This window comes from uncultured Amaricoccus sp. (assembly GCF_937891315.1).
Classification (GTDB): domain Bacteria; phylum Pseudomonadota; class Alphaproteobacteria; order Rhodobacterales; family Rhodobacteraceae; genus Amaricoccus.
Window position 1 is genome coordinate 1 of record NZ_CALAGI010000051.1, and the last position, 22,234, is coordinate 22,234.

20 protein-coding genes and 1 pseudogene are annotated in these 22,234 nt (G+C 68.8%); 10 read left to right on the top strand and 11 right to left on the bottom strand.

Translation table 11 applies throughout. The annotated features are described in order from the left end of the window. The first annotated feature begins 316 nt into the window (after window positions 1-316). The 3 genes and pseudogenes from Q0480_RS04125 to Q0480_RS17970 form a co-directional block, all read left to right on the top strand. On the top strand, window positions 317-2,122 hold the full coding sequence (locus Q0480_RS04125; protein ID WP_299131036.1) for an alpha/beta fold hydrolase: 1,806 nt from the start codon (window positions 317-319) through the stop codon (window positions 2,120-2,122). A gap of 424 nt (window positions 2,123-2,546) precedes the next feature. Then, a complete protein-coding gene (locus Q0480_RS04130) occupies window positions 2,547-3,521 on the top strand; it encodes an autotransporter outer membrane beta-barrel domain-containing protein (RefSeq protein ID WP_299131037.1) in 975 nt (324 codons plus the stop codon). A gap of 8 nt (window positions 3,522-3,529) precedes the next feature. Beyond that, window positions 3,530-3,703: pseudogene (locus tag Q0480_RS17970) on the top strand (DUF2950 family protein); the annotation flags it as partial. A 97-nt stretch (window positions 3,704-3,800) separates the two neighbouring features. On the opposite strand, the gene Q0480_RS04135 reads toward Q0480_RS17970, so the two are convergent. From Q0480_RS04135 to Q0480_RS04145, 3 genes are all read right to left on the bottom strand, one after another. After that, window positions 3,801-4,235 carry a helix-turn-helix transcriptional regulator gene (locus Q0480_RS04135; RefSeq protein WP_299131038.1) on the bottom strand — a complete coding sequence of 145 codons (435 nt, stop codon included), beginning with the start codon at window positions 4,233-4,235 and terminating at the stop codon, window positions 3,801-3,803. A 138-nt stretch (window positions 4,236-4,373) separates the two neighbouring features. Then, window positions 4,374-4,979, bottom strand: coding sequence for an acyl-homoserine-lactone synthase (locus Q0480_RS04140; RefSeq protein WP_299131039.1), 606 nt, complete (start codon window positions 4,977-4,979; stop codon window positions 4,374-4,376). Between the two features lie 76 nt (window positions 4,980-5,055). Further along, window positions 5,056-5,709, bottom strand: coding sequence for an autoinducer binding domain-containing protein (locus Q0480_RS04145; RefSeq protein ID WP_299131040.1), 654 nt, complete (start codon window positions 5,707-5,709; stop codon window positions 5,056-5,058). A 77-nt stretch (window positions 5,710-5,786) separates the two neighbouring features. On the opposite strand from Q0480_RS04145, the gene Q0480_RS04150 reads away from it, so the two are divergent. The 6 genes from Q0480_RS04150 to Q0480_RS04175 all read left to right on the top strand — a co-directional run bounded on the left by Q0480_RS04150 (window position 5,787) and on the right by Q0480_RS04175 (window position 11,650). Next, window positions 5,787-6,275 carry an autoinducer binding domain-containing protein gene (locus Q0480_RS04150; RefSeq protein ID WP_299131041.1) on the top strand — a complete coding sequence of 163 codons (489 nt, stop codon included), beginning with the start codon at window positions 5,787-5,789 and terminating at the stop codon, window positions 6,273-6,275. 111 nt (window positions 6,276-6,386) lie between these two features. After that, on the top strand, window positions 6,387-7,535 hold the full coding sequence (locus tag Q0480_RS04155) for an ABC transporter substrate-binding protein (protein WP_299131042.1): 1,149 nt from the start codon (window positions 6,387-6,389) through the stop codon (window positions 7,533-7,535). Next, entirely contained in the window at window positions 7,535-8,524 is a 990-nt protein-coding gene (locus Q0480_RS04160; RefSeq protein WP_299131044.1) for an ABC transporter ATP-binding protein, read from the top strand. Before Q0480_RS04155 ends, Q0480_RS04160 begins: the two co-directional genes overlap by 1 nt. Continuing rightward, window positions 8,521-9,423 carry an ABC transporter permease gene (locus Q0480_RS04165; RefSeq protein ID WP_299131046.1) on the top strand — a complete coding sequence of 301 codons (903 nt, stop codon included), beginning with the start codon at window positions 8,521-8,523 and terminating at the stop codon, window positions 9,421-9,423. Before Q0480_RS04160 ends, Q0480_RS04165 begins: the two co-directional genes overlap by 4 nt. Further along, a complete protein-coding gene (locus tag Q0480_RS04170) occupies window positions 9,413-10,195 on the top strand; it encodes an ABC transporter permease (RefSeq protein ID WP_299131048.1) in 783 nt (260 codons plus the stop codon). Before Q0480_RS04165 ends, Q0480_RS04170 begins: the two co-directional genes overlap by 11 nt. A gap of 27 nt (window positions 10,196-10,222) precedes the next feature. Then, the gene (locus tag Q0480_RS04175; RefSeq protein WP_299131049.1) at window positions 10,223-11,650 is read left to right on the top strand and encodes a gamma-aminobutyraldehyde dehydrogenase; all 1,428 of its coding nucleotides are present in this window, start codon (window positions 10,223-10,225) and stop codon (window positions 11,648-11,650) included. Window positions 11,651-11,709: 59 nt separating this feature from the next. Here Q0480_RS04175 and Q0480_RS04180 read toward each other — a convergent pair whose 3' ends face one another. Genes Q0480_RS04180 through Q0480_RS04210 form a run of 7 tightly spaced genes read right to left on the bottom strand, consistent with a single transcriptional unit; the run spans window position 11,710 to window position 20,688 of the window. After that, the gene (locus Q0480_RS04180) at window positions 11,710-13,833 is read right to left on the bottom strand and encodes an exonuclease domain-containing protein (protein WP_299131050.1); all 2,124 of its coding nucleotides are present in this window, start codon (window positions 13,831-13,833) and stop codon (window positions 11,710-11,712) included. Window positions 13,834-13,861: 28 nt separating this feature from the next. Next, entirely contained in the window at window positions 13,862-14,224 is a 363-nt protein-coding gene (locus Q0480_RS04185) for a response regulator (protein ID WP_299131051.1), read from the bottom strand. Then, window positions 14,202-16,937 (bottom strand): ATP-binding protein, encoded by a 2,736-nt coding sequence (locus tag Q0480_RS04190; RefSeq protein WP_299131052.1) that lies wholly within the window; start codon window positions 16,935-16,937, stop codon window positions 14,202-14,204. The genes Q0480_RS04185 and Q0480_RS04190 overlap by 23 nt, the downstream gene beginning before the upstream one ends. 37 nt (window positions 16,938-16,974) lie before the next feature. Beyond that, on the bottom strand, window positions 16,975-17,169 hold the full coding sequence (locus tag Q0480_RS04195; RefSeq protein ID WP_299131053.1) for a hypothetical protein: 195 nt from the start codon (window positions 17,167-17,169) through the stop codon (window positions 16,975-16,977). Then, complete coding sequence (locus Q0480_RS04200; RefSeq protein ID WP_299131054.1) at window positions 17,166-18,650, bottom strand: DUF294 nucleotidyltransferase-like domain-containing protein; 1,485 nt, start codon at window positions 18,648-18,650, stop codon at window positions 17,166-17,168. The genes Q0480_RS04195 and Q0480_RS04200 overlap by 4 nt, the downstream gene beginning before the upstream one ends. Before the next feature lie 14 nt (window positions 18,651-18,664). Further along, on the bottom strand, window positions 18,665-20,383 hold the full coding sequence (locus tag Q0480_RS04205; protein ID WP_299131055.1) for a cation acetate symporter: 1,719 nt from the start codon (window positions 20,381-20,383) through the stop codon (window positions 18,665-18,667). Beyond that, window positions 20,380-20,688 (bottom strand): DUF485 domain-containing protein, encoded by a 309-nt coding sequence (locus Q0480_RS04210; protein WP_299131056.1) that lies wholly within the window; start codon window positions 20,686-20,688, stop codon window positions 20,380-20,382. The genes Q0480_RS04205 and Q0480_RS04210 overlap by 4 nt, the downstream gene beginning before the upstream one ends. A gap of 293 nt (window positions 20,689-20,981) precedes the next feature. On the opposite strand from Q0480_RS04210, the gene Q0480_RS04215 reads away from it, so the two are divergent. Next, window positions 20,982-21,896: a nitrilase-related carbon-nitrogen hydrolase gene (locus tag Q0480_RS04215; RefSeq protein WP_299131057.1), complete on the top strand. Its 915-nt coding sequence runs from the start codon at window positions 20,982-20,984 to the stop codon at window positions 21,894-21,896. Here the strand turns inward: Q0480_RS04215 and Q0480_RS04220 are convergent. Continuing rightward, window positions 21,886-22,215 (bottom strand): TIGR01244 family sulfur transferase, encoded by a 330-nt coding sequence (locus tag Q0480_RS04220; protein WP_299131058.1) that lies wholly within the window; start codon window positions 22,213-22,215, stop codon window positions 21,886-21,888. The two genes, Q0480_RS04215 and Q0480_RS04220, sit on opposite strands and share 11 nt — an antisense overlap. Window positions 22,216-22,234 lie beyond the last annotated feature (19 nt).

Below are 22,234 nucleotides of genomic sequence, written 5' to 3' on the forward strand. Positions count from 1 at the left end.
GGGCTTGTGTCCGACCCCTGAGTAAGAGTCAGCCGGCGTGGCCGCTGGTACAAGATATTGCGCCAAATCAAGACTCTGGAGCGGACGAGCCGGCTCCGCCGCTCCGGCGCCGCTCTGGCAGCGATATCCAGGCCGGACGGCATCGTCCGGGGATCAGGATATCGGCACTGACCGCCGGCCCCTCGAAGCGGAGCGGCCGAAGCCTGCTTCAAACTCCCGTGACCGGCCAACGAGTTGTTCTGGCCGGCAAGACGACTAGGTGAAGGGAGGATCCGTGGGCTTCGGCGGGCGCGGGACGAATACGGAGGCTGGGACCGTGAAGGACGGAGCACTCGACGCGCGGGCGGCGCCGGCGGAGTCGCGGCCGGAGGGCGCGCGCGCCGCCGACCTCGGGCAGGAGCACGGGCACGAGACCCTCCGGGCGCTGGACCGGATGCAGGTGGCGGCGATCGGCAAACTGACCGGCGGCCTCTCCCCGGCGGCGCTGGCGCTGGCGGGCTTCGACTGGTGGATGCATCTGGCGAGATCGCCCGGCAAGCAGATCGAGCTCGCCGCCGAGGCCGCGCGGAAGTCGGCCCACCTCTGGACCCAACTCGCGGCCTCCGCCGGCGGGCAGGCCGCCCCGGCCCGCGTCGAGCCTCTGCCGGGAGACAACCGCTTCCGCGGCGAGGCGTGGCAGAAGCCGCCCTTCTCCTTCTGGGCCCAGGCCTTCCTGCTCAATCAGCAATGGTGGCACCAGGCCACGCACGACGTTCCGGGCGTGGCGCCGCACCATGAGGAGGTGGTGTCCTTCGTCGCGCGCCAGATGCTCGACATCTTCTCGCCGTCCAACACCCCGCTCACCAACCCCGAGGTCATCGCCCGCGCGTCCGAGACCGGCGGGCGGAACTTCGTCGATGGCTTGCGGAACTGGATCGAGGATGCGCGGCGCACCGCCGCGCAACAGCCGCCGGTCGGCGCCGAGAACTTCCGGGTCGGCAGGGACGTCGCGGTGACGCCGGGCAAGGTCGTCTACCGCAACCATCTGATCGAACTGATCCAGTATGCGCCCGCCACCGGGACCGTGCATGCCGAGCCGATCCTGATCGTCCCGGCCTGGATCATGAAATACTACATCCTCGACCTGTCGCCGGAGAACTCGCTGATCCGCTATCTCGTCGGCGAGGGATACACCGTCTTCTGCATCTCCTGGCGCAATCCGACGGCCGAGGACCGCGAACTCGGGATGGACGACTACCGGCGGCTCGGGGTGATGGCGGCGCTCGACGCCGTCGGCGCCATCGTCCCCGGGGTGAAGATCCACGCGACCGGCTACTGCATCGGCGGCACGCTCCTCTCGATCGCCGCCGGGGCGATGGGCTGGGCCGGCGACCGGCGGCTCGCCTCGATGACGCTCTTCGCCGCCCAGACCGACTTCACCGAGCCGGGCGAACTGGCGCTCTTCATCGACCACAGCCAGATGCACATGCTCGAAGGCACGATGTGGGACCGCGGCTATCTCTCGGCCGATCAGATGGCCGGCGCCTTCCAGATGCTGCGCAGCAACGACCTCGTCTGGTCGCGGCTGGTCCACGACTATCTCACCGGCGAGCGCACGCCGATGTTCGACCTGATGGCCTGGAACGCCGATTCGACGCGCATGCCCTACCGGATGCACACCGAGTACCTGCGGCGGCTCTATCTCGACAATGAACTCGCCGCCGGCCGCTTCGTCGTCGACGGCCGCCCGGTGGCGCTGCAGAACATCCGTGTGCCGATCTTCGTCGTCGGCACCGAGCGCGACCATGTCGCGCCGTGGCGTTCGGTCTACAAGATCCACTATCTCGCCGACACCGACGTGACCTTCGTCCTGACCAGCGGCGGGCACAATGCCGGCATCGTCAACGAACCGGGCCGTCCCGGACGAGGCTACCGCGTCGCCACGCAGCGCGTGGCCGGCTGCGTGCTCGGTCCCGACCAGTGGTTCGCGGCGGCCGAGCCGAAGACCGGATCCTGGTGGCCGGAATGGGTCGCCTGGCTCGAAGAGCAATCGGCGCCCGACCGGGTGGCCCCGCCGGGCCTCGGCGCGGCCGACTATCCGCCGATCATCGACGCGCCGGGGAGCTACGTCCTGCGGCGCTGAACGCCACGGCGTGCGCGCTCGTCTCGCACCAGCGGGGGACGGCTTGCCGAAGGCGGGGATCCGGCCCTGACAACGCGGCCTCCCGCCGCCCGGACCCGTCGTTAACCTTTTGGCCGCCCGCGCGCGACTGGCATATGCCTTGCGCATGGAATGCGCATGGAATGTGCATTCAGGAAACCGCCCTTAACCATTGGAACACAAGCGAAACCCGGCTTCCTCTCCCCGCCTCGCGCCATCCCCCCGAGACGCCGGAAAGCTGGCCCGGAATCGCGGCCGCGCCCGGGCCTGTTGCCGCCGAACCGCGCACCCGCGCATTTCGCGGCTTCCGCGGAAGCGCCGTGTCCCGGCCGCGACCCGCCGGCGCTATAGTCGGCGCAAGCGAATCGGACGCGCGAGAGCGGCGAGGCAGGGCGGAATGATGGGCATGGGCGCGCGGGACGGCCGCGCATGGCGGCGCGCCGTCTGGCTCCTGCTCGCTGCCGGGTTGATCGCGGGGCCGGCGCGGGCGGCCAAGATCGAGGATCTGGTGGCCTGGTCGCTCGAAAAGAACGCGGCCGGGGCCCTCGCGGTCCTCGGGATCAGCGCGGTGCCGAGCGAGACGGCGAGCGCGCTGATCGTGAATACCGGCACGCGGCCCCGGGATGGCTCGGACTTTCAGGCGGCGCAGCTCGGCGGCGGCTTTACCTGGAGCGAGGCTTTCCCGCTCTATCTCGAAGGCTATATCGGCTACAATCGCTACGTCCCTTCGTTTGTCCTGACCGAAGGACAGCAGTCGAGCCGCTTCCTGCCGAAATGGACCGGCGTGGCGGCGACGGGGGGGATCGGCTGGGACGTCCGGCTCGGCGAAAATCTGGTCATCCGGCCAATGCTGAATGTCACGCTCGGCCAGATCGCCAGCGACACCGCCTTCGTCGCGGCCTTCATCGCTGACCGGCTCGACGCCGACGAACTGCATTTCGTGCGCGACGGCGGACTGACGGCGGGCGGCCTCGGCGGGTCGCTGGTGCTAGCCTATGACCGGAGCTTTGCGAACGACGTCCAGGTCGACTGGACCCTGCGCTACACCAATATCCACCTGAAACCGATCGCCGGCGATCGCGGCGTGGTGGCGAGCGCCGACGCCGAGACGCTCGCATTCTGGTCGCGGCTGCGGCTGCCGACGGACTGGCAGGCCTTCGGCAGGCCGATCCGTTCGGTCAGCGAATTCTCGGCCTCGTGGCTGCCCGGGGATCAGGGCGACATCCTGAATACCGACTGGCTGGCGCAGATCGGCTTTGGCTACGAGATCGACGTGAGCGAGACCTCGATCCCCTGGATCACCAAGGGCCGCGCCATGTTCCGCTATACCCGAGGCGACGTGCTCGAAGGCTGGGGCCTCGGGCTCGCCGTCAGTTTCTAGAGTGTGAGTTGGCAGACCGAAAGTTTCCGGGGTCAGGAGCCCGACAGGAAATCGGAAACGGCGCCGCCACTTGTGCCGAGACCGGGGTGATGCGTTTCATGATCGGTGAGGCTGGCGTGGTCTACGAGGCCGATCTCGGCGACGACAGGCTGGCGGTGGCGGACGCGATCGATTCCTTCGAACCCGGCAAGGGCCGGGACCGTCTTTCGCAACAGCGGTTCCCGGCGGACCTTTCCTCGACGAGCGCGGCCCGGCTGGCGGGATGTCGGTGTCGCATCGTCAGCCGCTTCTCGCCATCGAGGAGGCGAGGGAGAGCAGCGCCTGCCGGGCATTGGGATCGGAGATCCGGGCAAGCGCCTCCTGAATGCGACCCGCGTCGGACGACGCCGCGCCGCGGCCGAGCGAGCAGAGCTTCGGCTCCTCGAGGTCGTCGAAGAAATGCTGCACCGGAATGCCGAGCAGCGCCGCCAGCTGGTAGAGTCGCCCGGCCCCGATCCGGTTCGTGCCCTTCTCGTACTTCTGCACCTGGCTGAAGGTGACGCCGAGATGACGGCCGAGCGCGGCCTGGCTGAGACCGACCTCCACGCGGCGGGCGCGAAGGCGCTGGCCGACATGGACGTCGATCCGGTTCGCGAGATCGCGCTCCCAGATCTGATCGCCGGACTGGGCCACTTCGCCCCGCTCCCGCGAAACAGCCAGACGCATGTTGATCATCGCTGCGACCTTCCCTGCCACCACGCCCTGCCACGGCCGAAGTTTCGCGGTCGCGGCCTCGAAGGGAAACCTGTCTGTTTGTACAGACGGGCGGGGGATGACGTGCGTGTGATCGGCGCGCGCCGGAACGGGCGCGGCTCATTCGGCGGCGATGCCATGGGCGACGGGGGCGAGGCAGGGCATCCGCAGCATGGCATAGCTTCGCCCGTCGCTCTCGCAATAGGGCGCGCCCACCCGCCGGGCGGGAAAGCCGAGCTGGCGCAACGCCCGTCCCATCGCCAGAGGCGACAGCGAGATGAGCTCGTCCCCGCCGCTCTCCCGTACGAGGCTGATCGCGCCGGTGAGAATCAGCGACAGGCAATAGGACCGCTCCGCCTGGGTCGCGACTTCGTCCGAGATGACGAGGCGTGTGATTTCCCAGACCGCGTCGGTCGCGATCTCCTCGGTGACGACACTCGGCGGAATGGCGAGATCGCCGCGCAGCGCGTCGCGCAGCATGTAGCTGTGCCGCCCCCAGACGGAGGTGGTCGGCATTACGCGGGCGCCGCCGACCACCGCCTGGCCGCGAAGGACCAACGCGTATCGCGCGCATGGATTGTCATACTGATCCATCTCGACATCGTCGTTGTGCGGGATGTCCCAACTGAGAACATCGACGAAAAACCGCTTTCGAACGCTCAGATACTGATGAAACGCCGATCCGTGCCGGTGCTGGTCGAGAAAATCGAAGGTAATGCAGTGCATGGTTCACTCCCCTGACAGGAGAGTGCAGCTAAGCCGGCTCGGCCCGGTTTGTTAATGGGCGTGGCACACCCGACGCTCAGATCATGCCCAGCATCGTCGCCCGCGCCGCCGCCTGTGAGCCGGTCTTCGCGTTGAGTTTCAGTCGGGCATTGCGCAGACGCTGCTTCACGGCACTCTCGGAAACGCCAAGGGCCGAGGCGATCTCCTTCATGAGCAGGCCGTTCTTGACCAGGCCCAGAGTTTCGAGTTCGGCCTCGGTCAGGTTTTGGGGCCGGGCAAAGGCCTCGTGCGCCGCGCGGACCCCGTCGTGCAACTGGTCGAGCTCGGCATCGGAATAATCCCGATCGGACCTGAAGAAGAAGCCGAAGCTGCGCTCCCCCCGCGCCCCCGGATCGACGCAGCAGACGACGGCGCCATGGTTCAGCCCGTAATATTTCGCCAGCTCCAGCACACCGAGATCGTCGCGCCGGGCGAGGTCGGAGGTCCGGACCCGGCCCTCGTTGCCATGGGCCCAGGCCATCGCCGGATCATGCACCAGAAAGCCGCTGGCGGTATATTCCCGCACCCAGTCGTCCGGCAGGCAATTCTGCTCCAGCACCGGAAAGATGAAGCTGATGCGGATCGCGATGTAGAATCCGGCCGGAGCCAGCCGCCGCGGCCCGTCCGAACGAACCCAGCTTGACGCGTCTCGCACGTCCGCCGCTGCGCCTTCCGCTTTTTTCGCGTACATGGATGATTCTACTCTCGCCCGTGGGGGAAACCTAGGGTGGACGCCTTCGTTCTGCAACCTTATAGCGAGCCCGGCCGGTGAACCTGCTCAAACGTGCGAGTGTAGCGGCGTTGCTCCACGATCTCGATGCGCGGAGTCCGGCGGGCTGCGCCATCGGGCTGCATATCCGCTTCACCACGCCGCTCTACATGTTCCAGTCCTATCCGAAACGCTGGATGGATCAATACGCGGGCCGCGGGCTGCTGGTGGTCGATCCCACGGTGCATTGGGGGATGAACAATGTCGGCTCGGTGCGGTGGCGCGACCTCGAGAGCATCGACACCCATGGCGTGCTCGACCGGGCACGGGACTTCGGCATCATGAATGGCGTGACCATCGCCCTGCTGCTCGACGGCTCGCGCAGCATCGCGAGCTTTGCCCGCTCGGACCGAGACTATGACGCCTGCGAGATCGCCGAGCTCGAACTGACCTTTTCGGCCCTGCACCGAGTGACCGCCACCCCCGACGATCTGGCCGACGAGGATCGCCTGGCGCTGAAGGATCTGTCGGTCCGTCTGACCCATTGAGGCCCGCCGCGTCGCCTCCGCCGAAATGACCGCCGCTACTCGCCAACCGACGCTTGCGCCAGCGTCCCGGGCCGGGTGAGAATGCGGCCAGACCGACGAGGGAGAGGACCGATGACGCTGACACGCCTGACGGGAACCACCGCGCTGCTCTCGCTGCTGGCCCAGGCGGGGCTCGCGCAGGTCGCGGCGATCGGCGCGGGCGAGGGTGCGCTCAACATCGTCGCGTGGCCCGGCTATATCGAGCGCGGCGAGACCGACAAGGGCTTCGACTGGGTGACGAAGTTCGAGGAGGCGACGGGCTGCCAGGTCAATGTCAAGACGGCGAACACCTCCGACGAGATGGTCGCGCTGATGAACGAGGGCGGCTTTGACCTCGTCACCGCCTCGGGCGACGCCTCGCTGCGCCTCGTCGCCGGCAAGCGGGTGCAGCCGATCAACACCGATCTCATCCCGTCCTGGTCCAAGGTCGACGACCGGCTGAAGGACGCGCCCTGGTTCACGGTGGACGGCATCCACTACGGCGTGCCCTACCAGTGGGGGCCGAACGTCCTCATGTACAATTCCGACGTCTTCAAGGAGGCGCCGAAATCGTGGTCGGTGGTCTTCGAGGAGCAGACGCTGCCCGACGGCAAGTCGAACAAGGGGCGCGTGCAGGCCTATGACGGCCCGATCCACATCGCCGACGCCGCGCAGTATCTGATGGCGCACAAGCCCGACCTCGGCATCACCAACCCCTACGAGCTGACCGAGGACCAGTACAAGGCCGCCCTCGATCTCCTCCGCGCTCAGCGCCAGTTGGTCGGCCGCTACTGGCACGACGCCATGATCCAGATCGACGACTTCAAGAACGAGGGCGTCGTCGCGTCCGGCTCCTGGCCCTTCCAGGTCAACCTCCTGAAGTCCGAGAACGCCCCGATCGCCTCCACCATCCCGGAGGAGGGCGCCACCGGCTGGGCCGACACCACGATGATGGAAGCCGACGCCGCGCATCCGAACTGCGCCTATCTCTGGATGGAGCATACGCTGAACTCGAACCTGCAAAGCGACCTCTCGGTCTGGTTCGGCTCCAATCCCGTGGTCCCCGCGGCTTGCGAGGACGCCTCCGGCCAGCAGACCAAGGAAGGCTGCGCCGCCAACGGCTTCGAGGATTTCGACCGCGTCCGCTTCTGGACCACCCCGGTCAGCAAATGCGCCGCCGGCGACTGCGTGCCCTACTACCGCTGGGTGTCGGACTATATCGGGGTGATCGGCGGCCGCTGATGACCGCGGCCGTCGCCTTCGAAGGCGTCACCCGCCACTTCGGCGATGTGCGCGCCGTCGATGGCGTGGATCTGGAGATCGCCGAGGGCGCCTTCTTCGCCATGCTCGGGCCTTCGGGCTCGGGCAAGACCACCTGCCTGCGGCTGATCTCGGGCTTCGAGACCCCGACCGCCGGCCATGTCCGCCTGTTCGGCGAGGCGGCGGAACACATCCCGCCCAACCGCCGCGGCGTCAACACCGTCTTCCAGGACTACGCGCTGTTCCCGCACCTGAACGTCCGCGACAATGTCGCCTACGGCCCGATGGTAAAGGGCGTCCCCAGATCCGAACGCCACGCGAGCGCCGAGGAAATGCTCGCCCTCGTCCGCCTCACCGGCTTCGGCGACCGAAAGCCCGCGCAGCTTTCCGGCGGGCAGCGCCAGCGCGTCGCCCTCGCCCGCGCGCTGGTCAACCGTCCCCGCGTCCTGCTGCTCGACGAACCGCTCGGCGCCCTCGACCTCAAGCTTCGCGAGGCGATGCAGGACGAATTGAAGGCCCTGCAATCCCGGCTCGGCATCACCTTCGTCTTCGTCACCCACGACCAGGGCGAGGCGCTGTCGATGGCCGACCGCGTCGCCGTCTTCAGCGCGGGAAAAATCGCCCAGGTCGGTACCCCGCGGGAGATCTACGACCGCCCGCGCACGCGCTTCGTCGCCGATTTCGTCGGGTCGGCCAATGTCCTGCCCCCGCCGCTCGCCGCCCGCTTCGGCGCGCCCGGCTGGGCCAGCCTCCGCCCGGAGGCGATCCGGCTGGCCGGCCCGGACGCCGCCGTGACCGGCACCGTCACCGCCACCCGTTACCTCGGGTCTGGCACCCGCGTCAGCGTCACCATCGACGGCGCCGAGGTCGCCCTGATCGCCCCGTCGGCGGCGGCGGTCCCCGCGCCCGGCGCCACGGTCGGCCTCGCATGGGACGGGGCCGCGCTGAACCCGCTGGAGGAGGCGGGGTGAACGCGCTCTCCGACCTCTTCTGGCGCCGTCCCGGCCTGCTGCTCGCGCTGCTGCTCGGCCCGCCGCTGCTCTGGCTCGGGATCGTCTATGTCGGCGCGCTGGTCGCGCTTCTCGCCCAGTCCTTCTTCTCGATCGACGAGTTTTCCGGCGTCGTCGACCGAACCCTGACCCTCAAGACCTATGCCGAGCTGCTGCGTCCCGCGAATCTCGATATCATCATCCGCACCGTGACAATGGCCGCGGCCGTCACGCTCGCATCGATCGCCATCGCCTTCCCGATCGCCTATGTCGCCGCCCGTCACGCCCGCGGCCGCTGGAAGGCCGCCTTCTACCTCGCGGTGATGCTGCCGCTCTGGTCGAGCTACCTCGTGAAGATCTACGCCTGGAAGATGATCCTGGCGAAGGAAGGCATCGTCTCCTGGGCCGCCACGCGCCTTCACCTCGGCTGGCTGCTCGACGGCCTGCTCGCCCTGCCGGTCCTTGGCGGTCCGTCGCTGTCGGTCAGTTATCTCGGCACCTTCCTCGTCTTCGTCTATGTCTGGCTGCCGTTCATGATCCTGCCGATGCAGGCGTCGCTCGAACGCGTGCCTTCGAACCTGCTCGAAGCCTCCGCCGACCTTGGCGCCGAGGCCCGCCAGACCTTCGCCCACGTCATCCTGCCGCTGGCGATCCCCGGCATCGTCGCCGGCTCGATCTTCACCTTCTCGCTGACGCTCGGCGACTACATCATCCCCCAGATCATCGGCAATTCCGCCGCCTATATCGGCATGGCGGTCTACCAGCAGCAGGGCACCGCCGGAAACATCCCCCTCGCCGCCGCCTTCGCCGTGGTGCCGATCGTCATCATGATGGCCTACCTCTGGTTTGCGAAACGGATGGGGGCGTTCGATGCGCTCTAGGCCACCTTTCGCACTCTCCGCCGCCGCCGGTCTCGTCTTTCTGCTCGCGCCGCTCGCGCTCATCTTCCTCTATGCCTTCACCACCGACGAGCGGAGCTACACCTTCCCGCCGCCTGGCCTGACGACGAAATGGTTCGCCGTCGCCTGGGGGCGGCAGGACGTGTGGAACGCGCTCGGCCTCTCGGTCCGGGTCGCCGCGCTCGCCACCGGCCTCGCGCTGATCCTCGGCACGCTCTGCGCCGCGGCCATGGTGCGCACCCGCTTCTTCGGGCGCGAGGCGATCTCGCTGCTGATGATCCTGCCGATCGCGCTGCCCGGCATCATCACCGGCATCTCGCTGCGCTCGGCCTTCTCGCTCATGGATATCCCGTTCTCGACCTGGACCATCGTCCTTGGCCACGCGACCTTCTGCATCGTCGTCGTCTACAACAACGCGGTCGCGAGGCTCCGCCGGCTGTCCGGCTCGCTGGTGGAGGCATCGGCCGATCTCGGCGCCAACGCCTTCCAGACGTTCCGCCATATCATCCTGCCGAACCTCGGCAGCGCGCTGCTCGCCGGCGGGATGCTCGCCTTCGCGCTCAGCTTCGACGAGGTGATCGTCACCACCTTCACCGCCGGCCAGCAGGCGACCCTGCCGATCTGGATGCTGGAGGAGCTGGTCCGCCCCCGCCAGCGACCGGTAACGAATGTCGTGGCGATGATGGTCGTTCTCGTCACATTCCTGCCGATCCTCGCCGCCTATACCCTGACACGCGCGGACGAGGCGCGGTAAGACAGCCCACGGGCAAGGGAGACCGAGATGCAGACCGAGATGCTGATAGGGGGGGCGCTGGTCGCCGGTGCGAACCCGCCCGAGACCGTGTTGAACCCCCGCACCGGAGCGGCGATCGCCGAAGTGCCCGAGGCCACCGAGGCACAGGTCGCCGCCGCCGTCGCCGCCGCGACCGGCGCCTTCGGCGCCTGGTCCCGCTCCACCCCGGCGGAACGCTCAGGCATCCTCTACAGGATCGCCGACCGGATCGAGGCCGAGGCCGACGGCTTCGCCGCGCTCGAGGCACTGAATTGCGGCAAACCGATCAATGCCATGCGGAACGATGAAATCCCCGCCATCGCCGATTGCTGGCGCTTCTTCGCGGCCGCTGTCCGCTGCCAGCACGGTCCGGTAGCCGGCGAATATCTCGCCGGTCACACTTCGATGATCCGCCGCGACCCGGTCGGCGTCGTCGCCTCGGTCGCGCCCTGGAACTACCCGCTGATGATGATGGCCTGGAAGCTCGCGCCCGCCCTCGCCGGCGGCAACACCATCGTCTTCAAACCCTCCGAACAGACGCCGCTGACCGCGCTGAAATTCGCCACGATCCTCGCCGAGGAGCTGCCGCCCGGCGTCGTCAACATCGTGACCGGCCGCGGCGCCAGCGTCGGCGGCGCCCTCGTCACCCACCCCGGTATCGACATGATCTCGCTGACCGGCGATATCGGCACGGGCAAGCGGATGCTCGAAGCCGCCGCCACCAGCGTCAAGCGCACCCATCTCGAACTTGGCGGCAAGGCCCCGGTCATCGTCTTCGACGACGCCGACCTCGACGCGGTGGTCGAGGGGTTGCGCGCCTTCAGCTTCTACAATTCCGGCCAGGACTGCACCGCCGCCAGCCGGATCTATGCCTCGGACGGCATCTACGACCGCCTCGTCGCCGATCTCTCCGCCGCCGCCGCCGGCATCACCCTCGACGCCGCCGACGATACCACCAACGAGATCGGCCCGCTGATCAGCGCCCGCCAGCGCGACCGCGTCGCCGGCTTTGTCGATCGCGCCCGCGCGCTGCCCCATGTCGAGGTCATCACCGGCGGCGCGCCCGGCGCCAACGGCTTCTACTATGCCCCCACGGTCGTCGCCGGCGCCCTGCAGGATGACGAGATCGTCCGCCGCGAGGTCTTCGGCCCCGTCGTCTCCGTCACCCGCTTTTCCGACGTGGATCAAGCCGTCGCCTGGGCCAATGACAGCGACTACGGCCTCGCCTCCTCCGTCTGGACCCGCGACGTCGGTCGCGCCATGGCCACCGCCTCCCGCCTCCGCTACGGCTGCACCTGGGTGAACACCCACTTCATGCTGGTGAACGAAATGCCCCACGGCGGCCTGAAACAGTCCGGCTACGGCAAGGATCTGTCCGCCTACGCGCTGGAGGACTACACCATCCCCCGCCACGTGATGATCAAGCACGACCGGTAGCGTCGCCTGGCAGGCTTCCGGAGCGGACGGCCCGGTTCCACCGGAACGGGGCTTCCGCTCTAGTAGCGCAGGCTGGCGTAGTAGGTCGTGCGCGAGGCTTCGCGGGCCTGGCCGAACGTTTCGATGCCGTGCTCGCGCAGCAGCGGCATCAGGCCGAGGAACACTTCGGCCGTGGCGCGGGCGTCGCCGAGGGCGTTGTGACGGCCGGAGACGGTGACGCCGAGGCGGCCGGCGATCACGTCGAGCCCGTGCGAGGTCTCGTTCGGCCAGGCGAGACTCGCAAGCAACAAAGTGTCGAGCAGCGGCTGGTCGAAACGCACGCCGGTCTCCGCCTCCTTCAGCGCGAAGAACCGCATGTCGAAGGCGACGTTGTGCCCGACGAGCACCGTGTCGCTGGCGAAGGCGTGGAAGGCCGGCAGCGCCTCGGCGATCGTCGGCTGGCCGCGCACCATCGCCTGGGTGATGCCGTGGATCGCGACCCCCGCCTCCGGTACGTGGCGCCGGGGATCGACCAGCGTGTCGAAGGCCTCGCCGGACAGGAGCTTGCCGTTCAGCACCCGGAGGGCGCCGATCTGGATGATCTCGTCGCCGCCTTTCGGGTCGAGCCCCGTGGTCTCGGTGTCGAACACGGTGCAGGCGAGCGAGGCGAGCGGCCGGTCATCGAGCGCGCGGCTCTCGGCGCTCGCGGCGAACAGGTCGAAGTCGTAATATTCCGGCCGGTTCGCCGCCGCCTCGCGCGACTCCTCCGCCTCGGCGAGTGGCAGCAGGAAGCGGAAGAACGCTCGCCCGCCGGTGCGATCCTGTTCGAGCCAGAGCTCGCCACCGTGCCGCTCGACCACGTCGCGCACCGTCAGCGCGGCGTCGGGACTCATCGGTTCCGACTGCCAGCGGCGGAGGGCCTCGACTTCGACGCCGTCGCCGTCCCAGGCGAGATCGAGATGGCCGCGCCCGCCGGCCGGTGCCAGCCGCAGCAGGGCCGGGGCGGGGGCGAGCCGTCCGGCGAGGAAGGCGAGCGCCTGGATCAGCGCGAAGCCATCGACATTGAGCCAGAGTTCGGCATCGACCGCGCCGATCACCGCCGGCCGTCCGGTCTCGGCCTCGATCCGGCGCGCGGCGGCGGCGAGCAGGTCGGCGCCGCGCATCTCCTGCAGCGGCCAGCGCGCGCGGCCGTCGGCCGCGGCCTCGCCTGCCAGCCGGTCGAGCCTCGCGCTCATCGCGGTGACCTCGGCGCGCACGATACCTTGGAAACCCTCGCGCTCGGCCGGTTCGAGGTCGGGATAGTCGAGCATGTCGAGCGCCGCCTGCACGGACGCGACCGAGGCCCGGCTCGCTTCGGTCAGTTCGAGCATTCGCCGGTCGAGCCGCGCCTGCTCCTCCTGCTCCAGCGTGATGTCGTCGAGCAGCAGTACATAGCCGCTGAGCGCGTGCGCTTCGCCGGAGCGCACCGGGGCGAGCAAGACGCGCAAGAGATGCCCGGCCGGCGTCGCGGTGACAAAGCGCGCCGAGGCGGAGGTCTCGCCGCCGGCCAGCCGCCGCTCGACCGTCTCCAGCGCATGCGCGATCTGGCCGGTATCGACCAGCCCGTGGATCGCGCGGCCAAGGCCGATCAGCTCGGCCCCGCGCGACGCGCCGGGCGCGCGCGACACCGCCCGCGACAGGGCGGTTGCCCGGTCGTTGTAGAGCAGGATCCGCCCTTCGAGATTGCAGACGACGACGCTCTGGCGAAGCTCGGCCATCAGCGCGGCGAGCTGGTCGCGTTGCTGGGCCACCCGGTCGCTCGCGGTACTGATCTGCTCGGCGATGGTGGCATTGAGTTCGCGGCGCCGTCCGGCGAGGCCGTTGATCGCGGTGGCCAGCACCCGCATCGGCGCCGCGCCCTCGGGGATGATGTCGGGCGCCGAGCCCGCGCCGATCATCGTCCGCGTCGTGTCCGTCATCCGCGCCGCCGTGCCCGCCCAGGTGGCGTGGAGCCGCGCCCCGACCCAGGCGGCGAGCGCCGCGCCGGCGGCCCACCAGGCGGCGACGAGCACGCCGTGGCTGGCGACGAGTGGCTCGACGGCCGCGTCCACCGCCGCGCGCTCCGCCGGGGGGAGCGTCAGCCGAAGGCCGGCGAGCCCGAGCGCCAGCCAGATACCGACCGCGATGCCCGGCCCGGCGAGGGCGAGGAAGCGGCCGCGGGTCACGACGCCGCCCGGCGTTGGCGAGAGTGCTTCACCCCAGCATCTCCCGAACCTTTTGCACGAGATCGCGGGTCGAGAAGGGCTTGGTCATATAGGCGTCCGCCCCGGCGCCGACGCCGCGCGCCACGTCGGTTTCCCGTCCCTTCGCCGTCAGCATCAGGATCGTCGTGCCGCGCAGGGCGGCGTCGGCCCGCACCGCCTCGCAGACGTCGAAGCCGGTCATCCCCGGCATCATCGCATCGAGCAGCACGAGGTCCGGCCGCTCGCCGCGGATCGCGGCCAGCGCGGCGACCCCGTCCCGGGCGACCAGCACCTCGTACCCCTCGCGCTTCATCATGAACTCGAGACTGACGACGATGTTCGCTTCGTCGTCAGCGATCAGCACCTTGGCCATCGACCTCTCCTCCCGGCTGGAGCGGCAGTCTGAACGCGAAGCACGCGCCGCCGCCCGATTCTGATTCCAGCCACATTTCGCCGCCCAGATGTTCCACGATCTGGCGGCTGATCGGAAGCCCGAGTCCGGTCCCGGCGGGCCTGGTCAGCGAGTCGCCCCCCTGACGGAACTTCTCGAAAATTCCGGCCTGGTCCGCGGCTGGCACCCCTGGCCCGTTGTCCCGCACCGCGACCTTGAGCGCGTCCGCCTCCACGTCCAGCGACACATCCACCCGGCCCGCCCCCTCGGGCACGAACTTCGCCGCGTTCGAGAGGAGGTTCACCATGACCTGGGTCAGCCGGTCAGGATCGGCCTGGACGAGCGGCGCTGTGTCGGGCAGCGCGGTCACAACCACCGCGCCCCGCGAACGGAAGAGCTCGGATGTCGATTTCACCGCCGCGAGGATCAGCGCCCGCGGGTCGACCGCCTCGCTGTGCCACTCGGCCATGCCCGACTCGATCTTCGCCATGTCGAGCACTTGGTTCACGAGCCGCCCAAGGCGCTCGCTCTCGCCGACGATGATGCCGAGGAACTCCTCGCGTTGCTCCTCCTCCATGTCTGGCGTGTCGCGCATCAGCTCGGACAGGGCGCGGATCGAGGTGAGGGGCGTGCGAAGTTCGTGGGTGACCGAGGACATGAAGTCGTCCTTCATCTCGTCGAGGCTTTTCAGCGCCTCGTTCGCCGCTCGAAGTTCGGTCGAGGTCTCCTCCAGCGCCCTCGCATAGGTGCGCAACTGGCTCGCTTCGTCGAGGATCTCGATCACGTCCTCGACGCCGAGCCGTTCCTCCTGCGCCACCGAGGCGACCATCACCCGGGCCGAGGCGCTGCCGATCGCGCCGGCGAGATGTCGCTCCACCTGATCGACGAGGCGCGCGTCCGCGAGGCCGCGCGCCATCGCGCTGGCCCCGCCCTCCCGCGCATGCTCCTCGAAGACCGCGCCTGCCCGCGATTCTCCCAGGAGGCGGTTTGCGAGGTTTCGCAGGTCGTCGAGCCGCGCGCGGCCGCGCCAGAATACCGGCGCCTCGGCCCCGCCGCGGTCGAAGACATCGACGAAGAGCAGGGCCTGGCTCGCCTCCCGCCCCGAAGGCTCGCGCCAGAGCGACAGGCCGACATAGAGGCAGAGATTGATCGAGAGGCTCCAGAACAGGGCATGGGTCAGCGGATCGAGTCCGGTCAGCCCGAACAGGCTCTCCGGTGCGAGCGCTGTGATGCCGAACGGGCCCGCGGTCATGAAGCTCGCGTCGATCCAGCCCGATTTCGCCAGCGACGGCAGCATCAGCGTCCAGATCCAGACCGCGAAGCCGCCGACCAGTCCGCCCGCCGCGCCGGCATGGGTGCCGCCGCGCCAGTAGATGCCGCCGAAGAGCGCGGGCGCGAACTGTGCCACCGCCGCGAAGCTGATGAGCCCGATCGAGACCAGCGCGTAGGCGTCTCCGGCGATCTGGAAATAGAGATAACCGAGCAGCAGCACGCCGAGGATCGCCGCGCGGCGGATGCCGAGCAGCAGCCGCGTGAGATCACCCCCGGCCCGCGCGCCGAACCCCGGCAGGCGCAGCAACGCCGGCATCACGAGGTCGTTGCAGACCATGGTCGAGACGGCGACGGTCTCGACGATCAACATCCCCGTCGCGGCGGACAGGCCCCCGATATAGGCGAAGAGCGCGAGGGTCGTGGCGCCCTGCGACAGCGGCAACGACAGGACGAAGGTCTCGGGATCGCTCGCCGGCCCGAGCAGGAGCAAACCGCCGATGGCGAGCGGGAGAACGAAGACATTGATCGCCAGGAGATACGCCGGGAACAGCCACGCGGCCCGTCTCAGGTGCCGCTCGTCCACGCATTCCACCACCAGCAGCTGGAACTGGCGCGGCAGCAGCAGCACCGACAGGGCCGCGACGAGGATCAGCGCGAACCAGTCGGCATAGCCGAAGGTACTCGCCCCCTTCGCCCCGCCGAGGTGGAGGAGCCCCGCGAGATCCGGCACCGCCGAGGCGCGCGCCCAGATGTCGCCCATCCCATCGAACAGGCCCCAGGTGACGAAGCCGCCGACGGCGAGGAAGGCGGCGAGCTTCACCACCGATTCCGCGGCGATCGCCGCGACCATTCCCTCGTGTCGCTCGGCGCTGTCGAGATGGCGGGTGCCGAAGAGGATGGTGAAGGCGGCCAGCGCCAGTGCTACGAGCAGTGCCCCGTCGCGCCACCAGACCGGATCGGCCAGGCCCGCCCCCGGCCCGTCGGTCAGCAGATGATAGGCCGAGGAGACGGCCTTCAACTGCAGCGCGATATAGGGCAAGATGCCGACCACGGTGATCAGGGTGACCAGCGCGGCGAGGCCCGGGCTCTTGCCGTAGCGGCTGGCGATGAAGTCGGCGATCGAGGTGATCCGGTACTCGCGTGCGATTCGGATCATCTTCCGCACAACCAGCCAGGCGAGGACCATTGCTAGGGTCGGCCCGAGATAGATCGGCAGGAACCAGATGCCGCCGGTCGCCGCGCGGCCCACGCTGCCGAAATAGGTCCAGGCGGTGCAATAGGCGCCGAGCGACAGGGCATAGACCCAAGGGCCGCCGATCACCGACCGCCCGGCCGCGGCGCGTCGGTCGGCGAAAGCGGCGATGGCGAAGAGCAGCGCGAGATAGCCGGCGGAGACGGCCAGAACGACCGGCGCGGCGATCATCGTGTGACCCCTTGGCGGCGCCGCGGGCGGGCGGGGGTCATTTCCGCCGCTCCGACACCCAGGCGAGCGCGGCGATCAGGCCGGCCCAGATCGCGAAGAGCGCGACCGGCAGCGCGGGAAGGCCGAGGATCGTCGACTCCCGGTCCCAGACCATCAACAGCGGAAAGTTCCAGAGCGCGGTGCCGAGCGCGGTGAGCGCGATCAGGACGGCGGGTTTCGGCCGCTCCCTCACAGTGCGTCGAACCGGAAGTGCCGGCCCAGCCATTGCTTGAAGCCGCGCACGATGGCGATCGAATCCTTCAGCGCCTGGCGGTCGAGCGTGCCGAGCTCGCCAAGCCGCACCGCGTTGTCGGGCGTCCGCTTCGCCGCGATCTGGCGCAGGTTATTGTCGAGCTTCAGCCCGATCAGGAAGCGCAGGGCATCGACGAGGTCGCGCGCGAGGGCGGGGTCGATCCTGCCCTCCGCTTCCAGCGCCCGCAGCCGCTCGGCTGTGCCGACCACGTGGTGCCGGTTCTCGAGCGCCAGCGCCCGCACCCCATGCACCAACGGGAAGATGCCGAGCTTCTTGATGTCGATCTCCGCCGCGTCGCGGCCGCGCAGGCCCGGCAGGCGTGACCACCAGCCGCCGCCCTCGCTGAACTGCTCCACCGCGCGTGCGAAGCGGGCGAACCAGGGGCCGCTGTCCGTCAGCAGTTGATCGACATGATCGCGCGCCGCCGCGAGCAGGCTCGCGTCTCCCGCGACCTCCGCGGCGTCGAGGAAGATCGCGAGGTTCATCGGACCTTCCGGGTCGTCGCCATGGATCCAGCGCCGAAGCGACTCCTTGAAGCCGGCGAGCGGCTGGCGCCAGAGCGGTCTGCTCAGCATGATGCCACCGGGGCAGGGCGGATAGCCGAAGCTGATCAGCGCCGCGGTGAAGGCCTCCGTCACCGCCTCGAGGTCCGGGGATTCAAATCCGTCCCGCAGGATCAGCGCGTTGTCCTGATCGGTCTTGAAGATCTGCTCGCCCCGCCCCTCGCTGCCCATGACGATGAGGCAGGAATTCGCGCGCAGGTCGGGTGGCGCCAGCAGATCCCAGAGGCGGCGGAACAATTGGCGGTTCAGCGCGCCGACCAGGCCGGCGATCACTTCGATCCGGACTCCGTCGCGGCGCAGCACCTCGATCAGCCCGTCGATCTGGCCGGCGGCGTCGCGCAGCGCGGCGACATCTCCCGCGGCTTCGATCTCGCGGGCGATGAGGTGGGAATGATTGGTGACGAAGGCCATGAGGTCGAGCTGGCTGAGGACGCCGACCACCTCCTCGCCATCGCGCACGATGACCCGGTGGATCCTGTGGCGCAGCATCAGGATCAGCGCGGTGTAGAGTTCGTCATCGACCGAGACCGACTTCGGATCGAAGATCGCGACCTCGCGTGCCGTAATGCTCGCCGGCGGCTCGGGCCGCAGCAGGGCGTCGCGCAGATCGGTGGTCGTGAAGATGCCGAGCCGGTCGCCGTCGCGCACCAGCGCGCCGGTACGGCCACGCTCGGACAGCAGGCGGCAGAGGCTGACGAGATCGATCTCGCCGTCGACGATTACCGGCTTGCCCAGGTAGGCATCGCCGACGCGGGCGGTCATCAGCGAAACGAGTTCGCGCCGCTCCCGTTGAACGGGATCGACCCGCCCGTCGCCGGGCGGATCGAGATTGAGCGGCGCGCCATTTTCGATGGTCATGGCGCGCCGCGTCTTCAGTGAGCCGAGGCTTCGGCGGCGCCGATGCCGGTCTCGGAGCGGACCTGCTGCGCCGGGAAGCCGGCCCGGTCGATCTTCGCCCGCGGGCTGTTGTCCATCTTGGACACGATCCAGATCGCGAAGAAGGCGAGCGGTATCGAGAAGATCGCCGGCGAGGTGTAGGGGAAGGGGGCCGAGCCGACCGGATGGCCGAGCGTCGCCTCCCAGACCGACGGCGAGAGCACCGTCAGTGTCACCGACGAGATGAGCCCGACGAAGCCGCCGACGACGGCGCCCTTGGTGGTGCAGTCCTTCCAGAGGATCGACAGGAACAGCACCGGGAAGTTGGCCGAGGCTGCCACCGCGAAGGCCATCGACACCATGAAGGCGATATTCTGCTTCTGGAAGGCGATGCCGAGGATCACCGCGATGATGCCGAGGCAGACCGTGGTGATGCGCGAGATGCGAAGCTCGCTGGCGCTGTCCGCGTGCCCCTTCTTGATGACCGTCGCATAGAGGTCATGGCTGACCGCCGAGGCGCCGGAGAGCGTCAGGCCGGCGACAACCGCGAGGATGGTTGCGAAGGCCACGGCCGAGATGAAGCCGAGGAAGATGTTGCCACCGACCGCGTGGGCGAGATGCACCGCCGCCATGTTGTTGCCACCGATCATCTTGCCGTCCGCCGTCAGGAACTCGGGGTTGGTCGAGACGAAGGTGATGGCGCCGAAGCCGATCAGGAAGGTGAGGAGGTAGAAGTAGCCGATCCAGGTGGTCGCCCACATCACCGACTTCCGCGCTTCCTTGGCGGAGGGAACCGTGAAGAAGCGCATCAGGATATGCGGCAGGCCGGCGGTGCCGAACATCAGCGCCATGCCGAAGCTGATCGCCGAGATCGGGTCCTTGATGAAGCTGCCGGGGCCCATGATCGACTGGCCGGCGGTCGCGGCGGCCTCCGGAGTCGTGCCCTCGACCGCGGCGGCGATGTCGGTCTTGACCCGCACCGCGTCGGCGAACATCGCTTCCGGGCTGAAGCCGTAATGGTAGAGCACCATGAAGCCCATGAAGCTGGCACCCGCCAGCAGCAGGCAGGCCTTGATGATCTGCACCCAGGTGGTGGCGGTCATGCCGCCGAAGAGCACGTAGACCATCATCAGTCCGCCGACGAGCACCACGGCGATCCAGTAGTCGAGGCCGAAGAGGAGCTGGATCAGCGAGCCCGCGCCCACCATCTGCGCGATCAGGTAGAAGGCGACCACGACCAGCGTGCCCGAGGCCGCGAAGATGCGGACCGGGGTCTGGGCGAAGCGGAAGGCGGCGACGTCGGCGAAGGTGAACTTGCCGAGGTTGCGCAGGCGCTCCGCCATGAGGAAGGTCAGGATCGGCCAGCCGACCAGGAAGCCGATCGAATAGATCAGGCCGTCGAAGCCCCCGGTCATCACCGCGGCCGAGATGCCGAGAAAGGAGGCCGCCGACATATAGTCGCCGGCGATGGCGAGGCCGTTCTGGAAGCCGGTGATGCCGCCGCCGGCGGTGTAGAAGTCGGCCGCCGACTTGGTCTTCGAGGCTGCCCACTTGGTGATGAACATGGTCATGACGACGAAGGCGGCGAACATGGCGATCGCTGTCCAGTTGGTCGCCTGTTTTTCGCCGCCTTGGATGACATCGGCTGCGAATCCGACGCCAGGCGCCGCGATCAAGCCTGCCGCGAGCGCCGCGGTGATGCGATGAAACTTCATTTCAGCGCCTCACGCTTGATCTTGTCAGACAGCTCGTCGAACTCGCCGTTCGCGCGCCGCACATAGACACCGGTGATCAGGATGGTGAACAGGATCACGCCGAAGCCGATCGGGATACCCCAGGTCATCACGCCTGAGCCAATGCGGGCGGAGAGCACGCCCTTCTGGAAGGCAATAAGCAGGATGAATCCATAGTAGACGACAAGCATCAATATGGTGAGCGTCCAACCGAAACTGGACCGGCGCTCCTTCAATGCTTGATAGTTTGGATCCCTCTGGATCCTGTCGATCACGCTTGTCTCCATGAAACTTAATCTTCCTCCAGTGTTGTTTTATAGACGGCGGTGGCCGCCAAGGATGGGGCCGAACGTATCGGCACATTGGACCCGCGGCTCGAAGATCGCTAGGAAAATTTGGCGCGCCTTGTCCCCCACATTAGTCGGCGGGCCTCGCGCGCCGTCTTGTCGAGCGCGCGGAGACCGTGGCGGAGGGGCGCGCGTCGAGGTCGTTCGGCCGTCTGGCGCTGGCTGAAAGAGCGGGCTTCGAGCTGGCGCGACCTTGCGCTAGAGTGCCCATCGCAGATCGGGGAGACCATAGGATGAAGATCGCCGCGGCGGCCTATCCGATTGACTGGCACAATCGGTGGAACGAATTCGTCGGAAAGCTGCGGGTCTGGGTGCGGACGGCGGCGGAGAACGGCGCGGGTCTGCTGGTCTTTCCGGAAAACGGCGCGCTCGAGCTCGCCAGCCTCGCCGGGGAGGAGAATGCGAAGGATCCGGCGCGGGCGCGCGAGGCGGTCAGCGCGCGGATCAGGGATGTCGATGAACTGCATGCGAGCCTTGCCCGCGAGTTCGGCGTCCATATCTGCGCGAGCTCGGGGCCGCTGAGGGCGGAAAGTGGGGTGAAGGTCAGCCGGGCGCGGTTCTTCGCCCCGAGTGGCGCGATGGGTTTCCAGGACAAGCAGTCGCCGAGCGCCTTCGAAACCGAGGTGGAGCAGATCTCGGGGGGGACCGTCGGGCGGATCTTCGCGACCGACCTCGGCCGGATCGGCGTCCTGCCCGGCGGCGACGCGGCGTTCGCCGCGCCGGCGCTGGCGATGGCGGCGGCGGGGGCCGAGATCCTGCTCGTGCCGACCTGCGCGCCCGACAGCCGGGCGTTCTGGCGGGCGCGGATCGCGGCGCGGGCGCGGGCGGTCGAGACCCGCTGCTTCGTCGCGCAGGCGGTGACGGTGGGCGAGGCCGACTGGCTTGCGACCGCGACGAAGAACGTCGGCGCCGCCGCGGTCTTCGCCCCGCCCGAGGACGGTTTGCCCGAGGACGGAACCGTCGGATCCGGCAAGATGAACGCCGCCGGCTGGGTCTATGGCGAGGTGGACCTCGAGGCGCTGCGCGTCGCGCGCGGCGCCCGGCCCGAACCTGTGCCGGCCGCGGCGTTCCGCGTGGAGACGGTCGCGCTCGGGACGCTGGAGGCGGAGCCGGCGCAGGGCTCCCCGGCGGGCAGCCCTACGGATTGACGGCGGACCAGAGCATGCGGCAGCGGGTGCCGGACCGGCAATAGGCGAGCACCGGGCCGGGCAGCTCGGCCAGGGCCGCGCCGAATTCGTCGAGATCGCGCGACGTGATCGCGCCGGAGACCACCGGCACGAAGGCGAAGGCGAGGCCCCGTGCCTCGGCTTCGGCGCGGATCAGCGCGACCTCCGGCTGGTCGGCGCTCTCGCCGTCGGGGCGGTTGCACATGATCGCGCGAAAGCCGCGGGAGGCGATTTCGGCGACGTCGTCGACGCTGATCTGCGGCGCGACACTGTAGTCGGGGGTAATCTCGGTGATGGTCATGGGTGATTCCGGCGAAGGG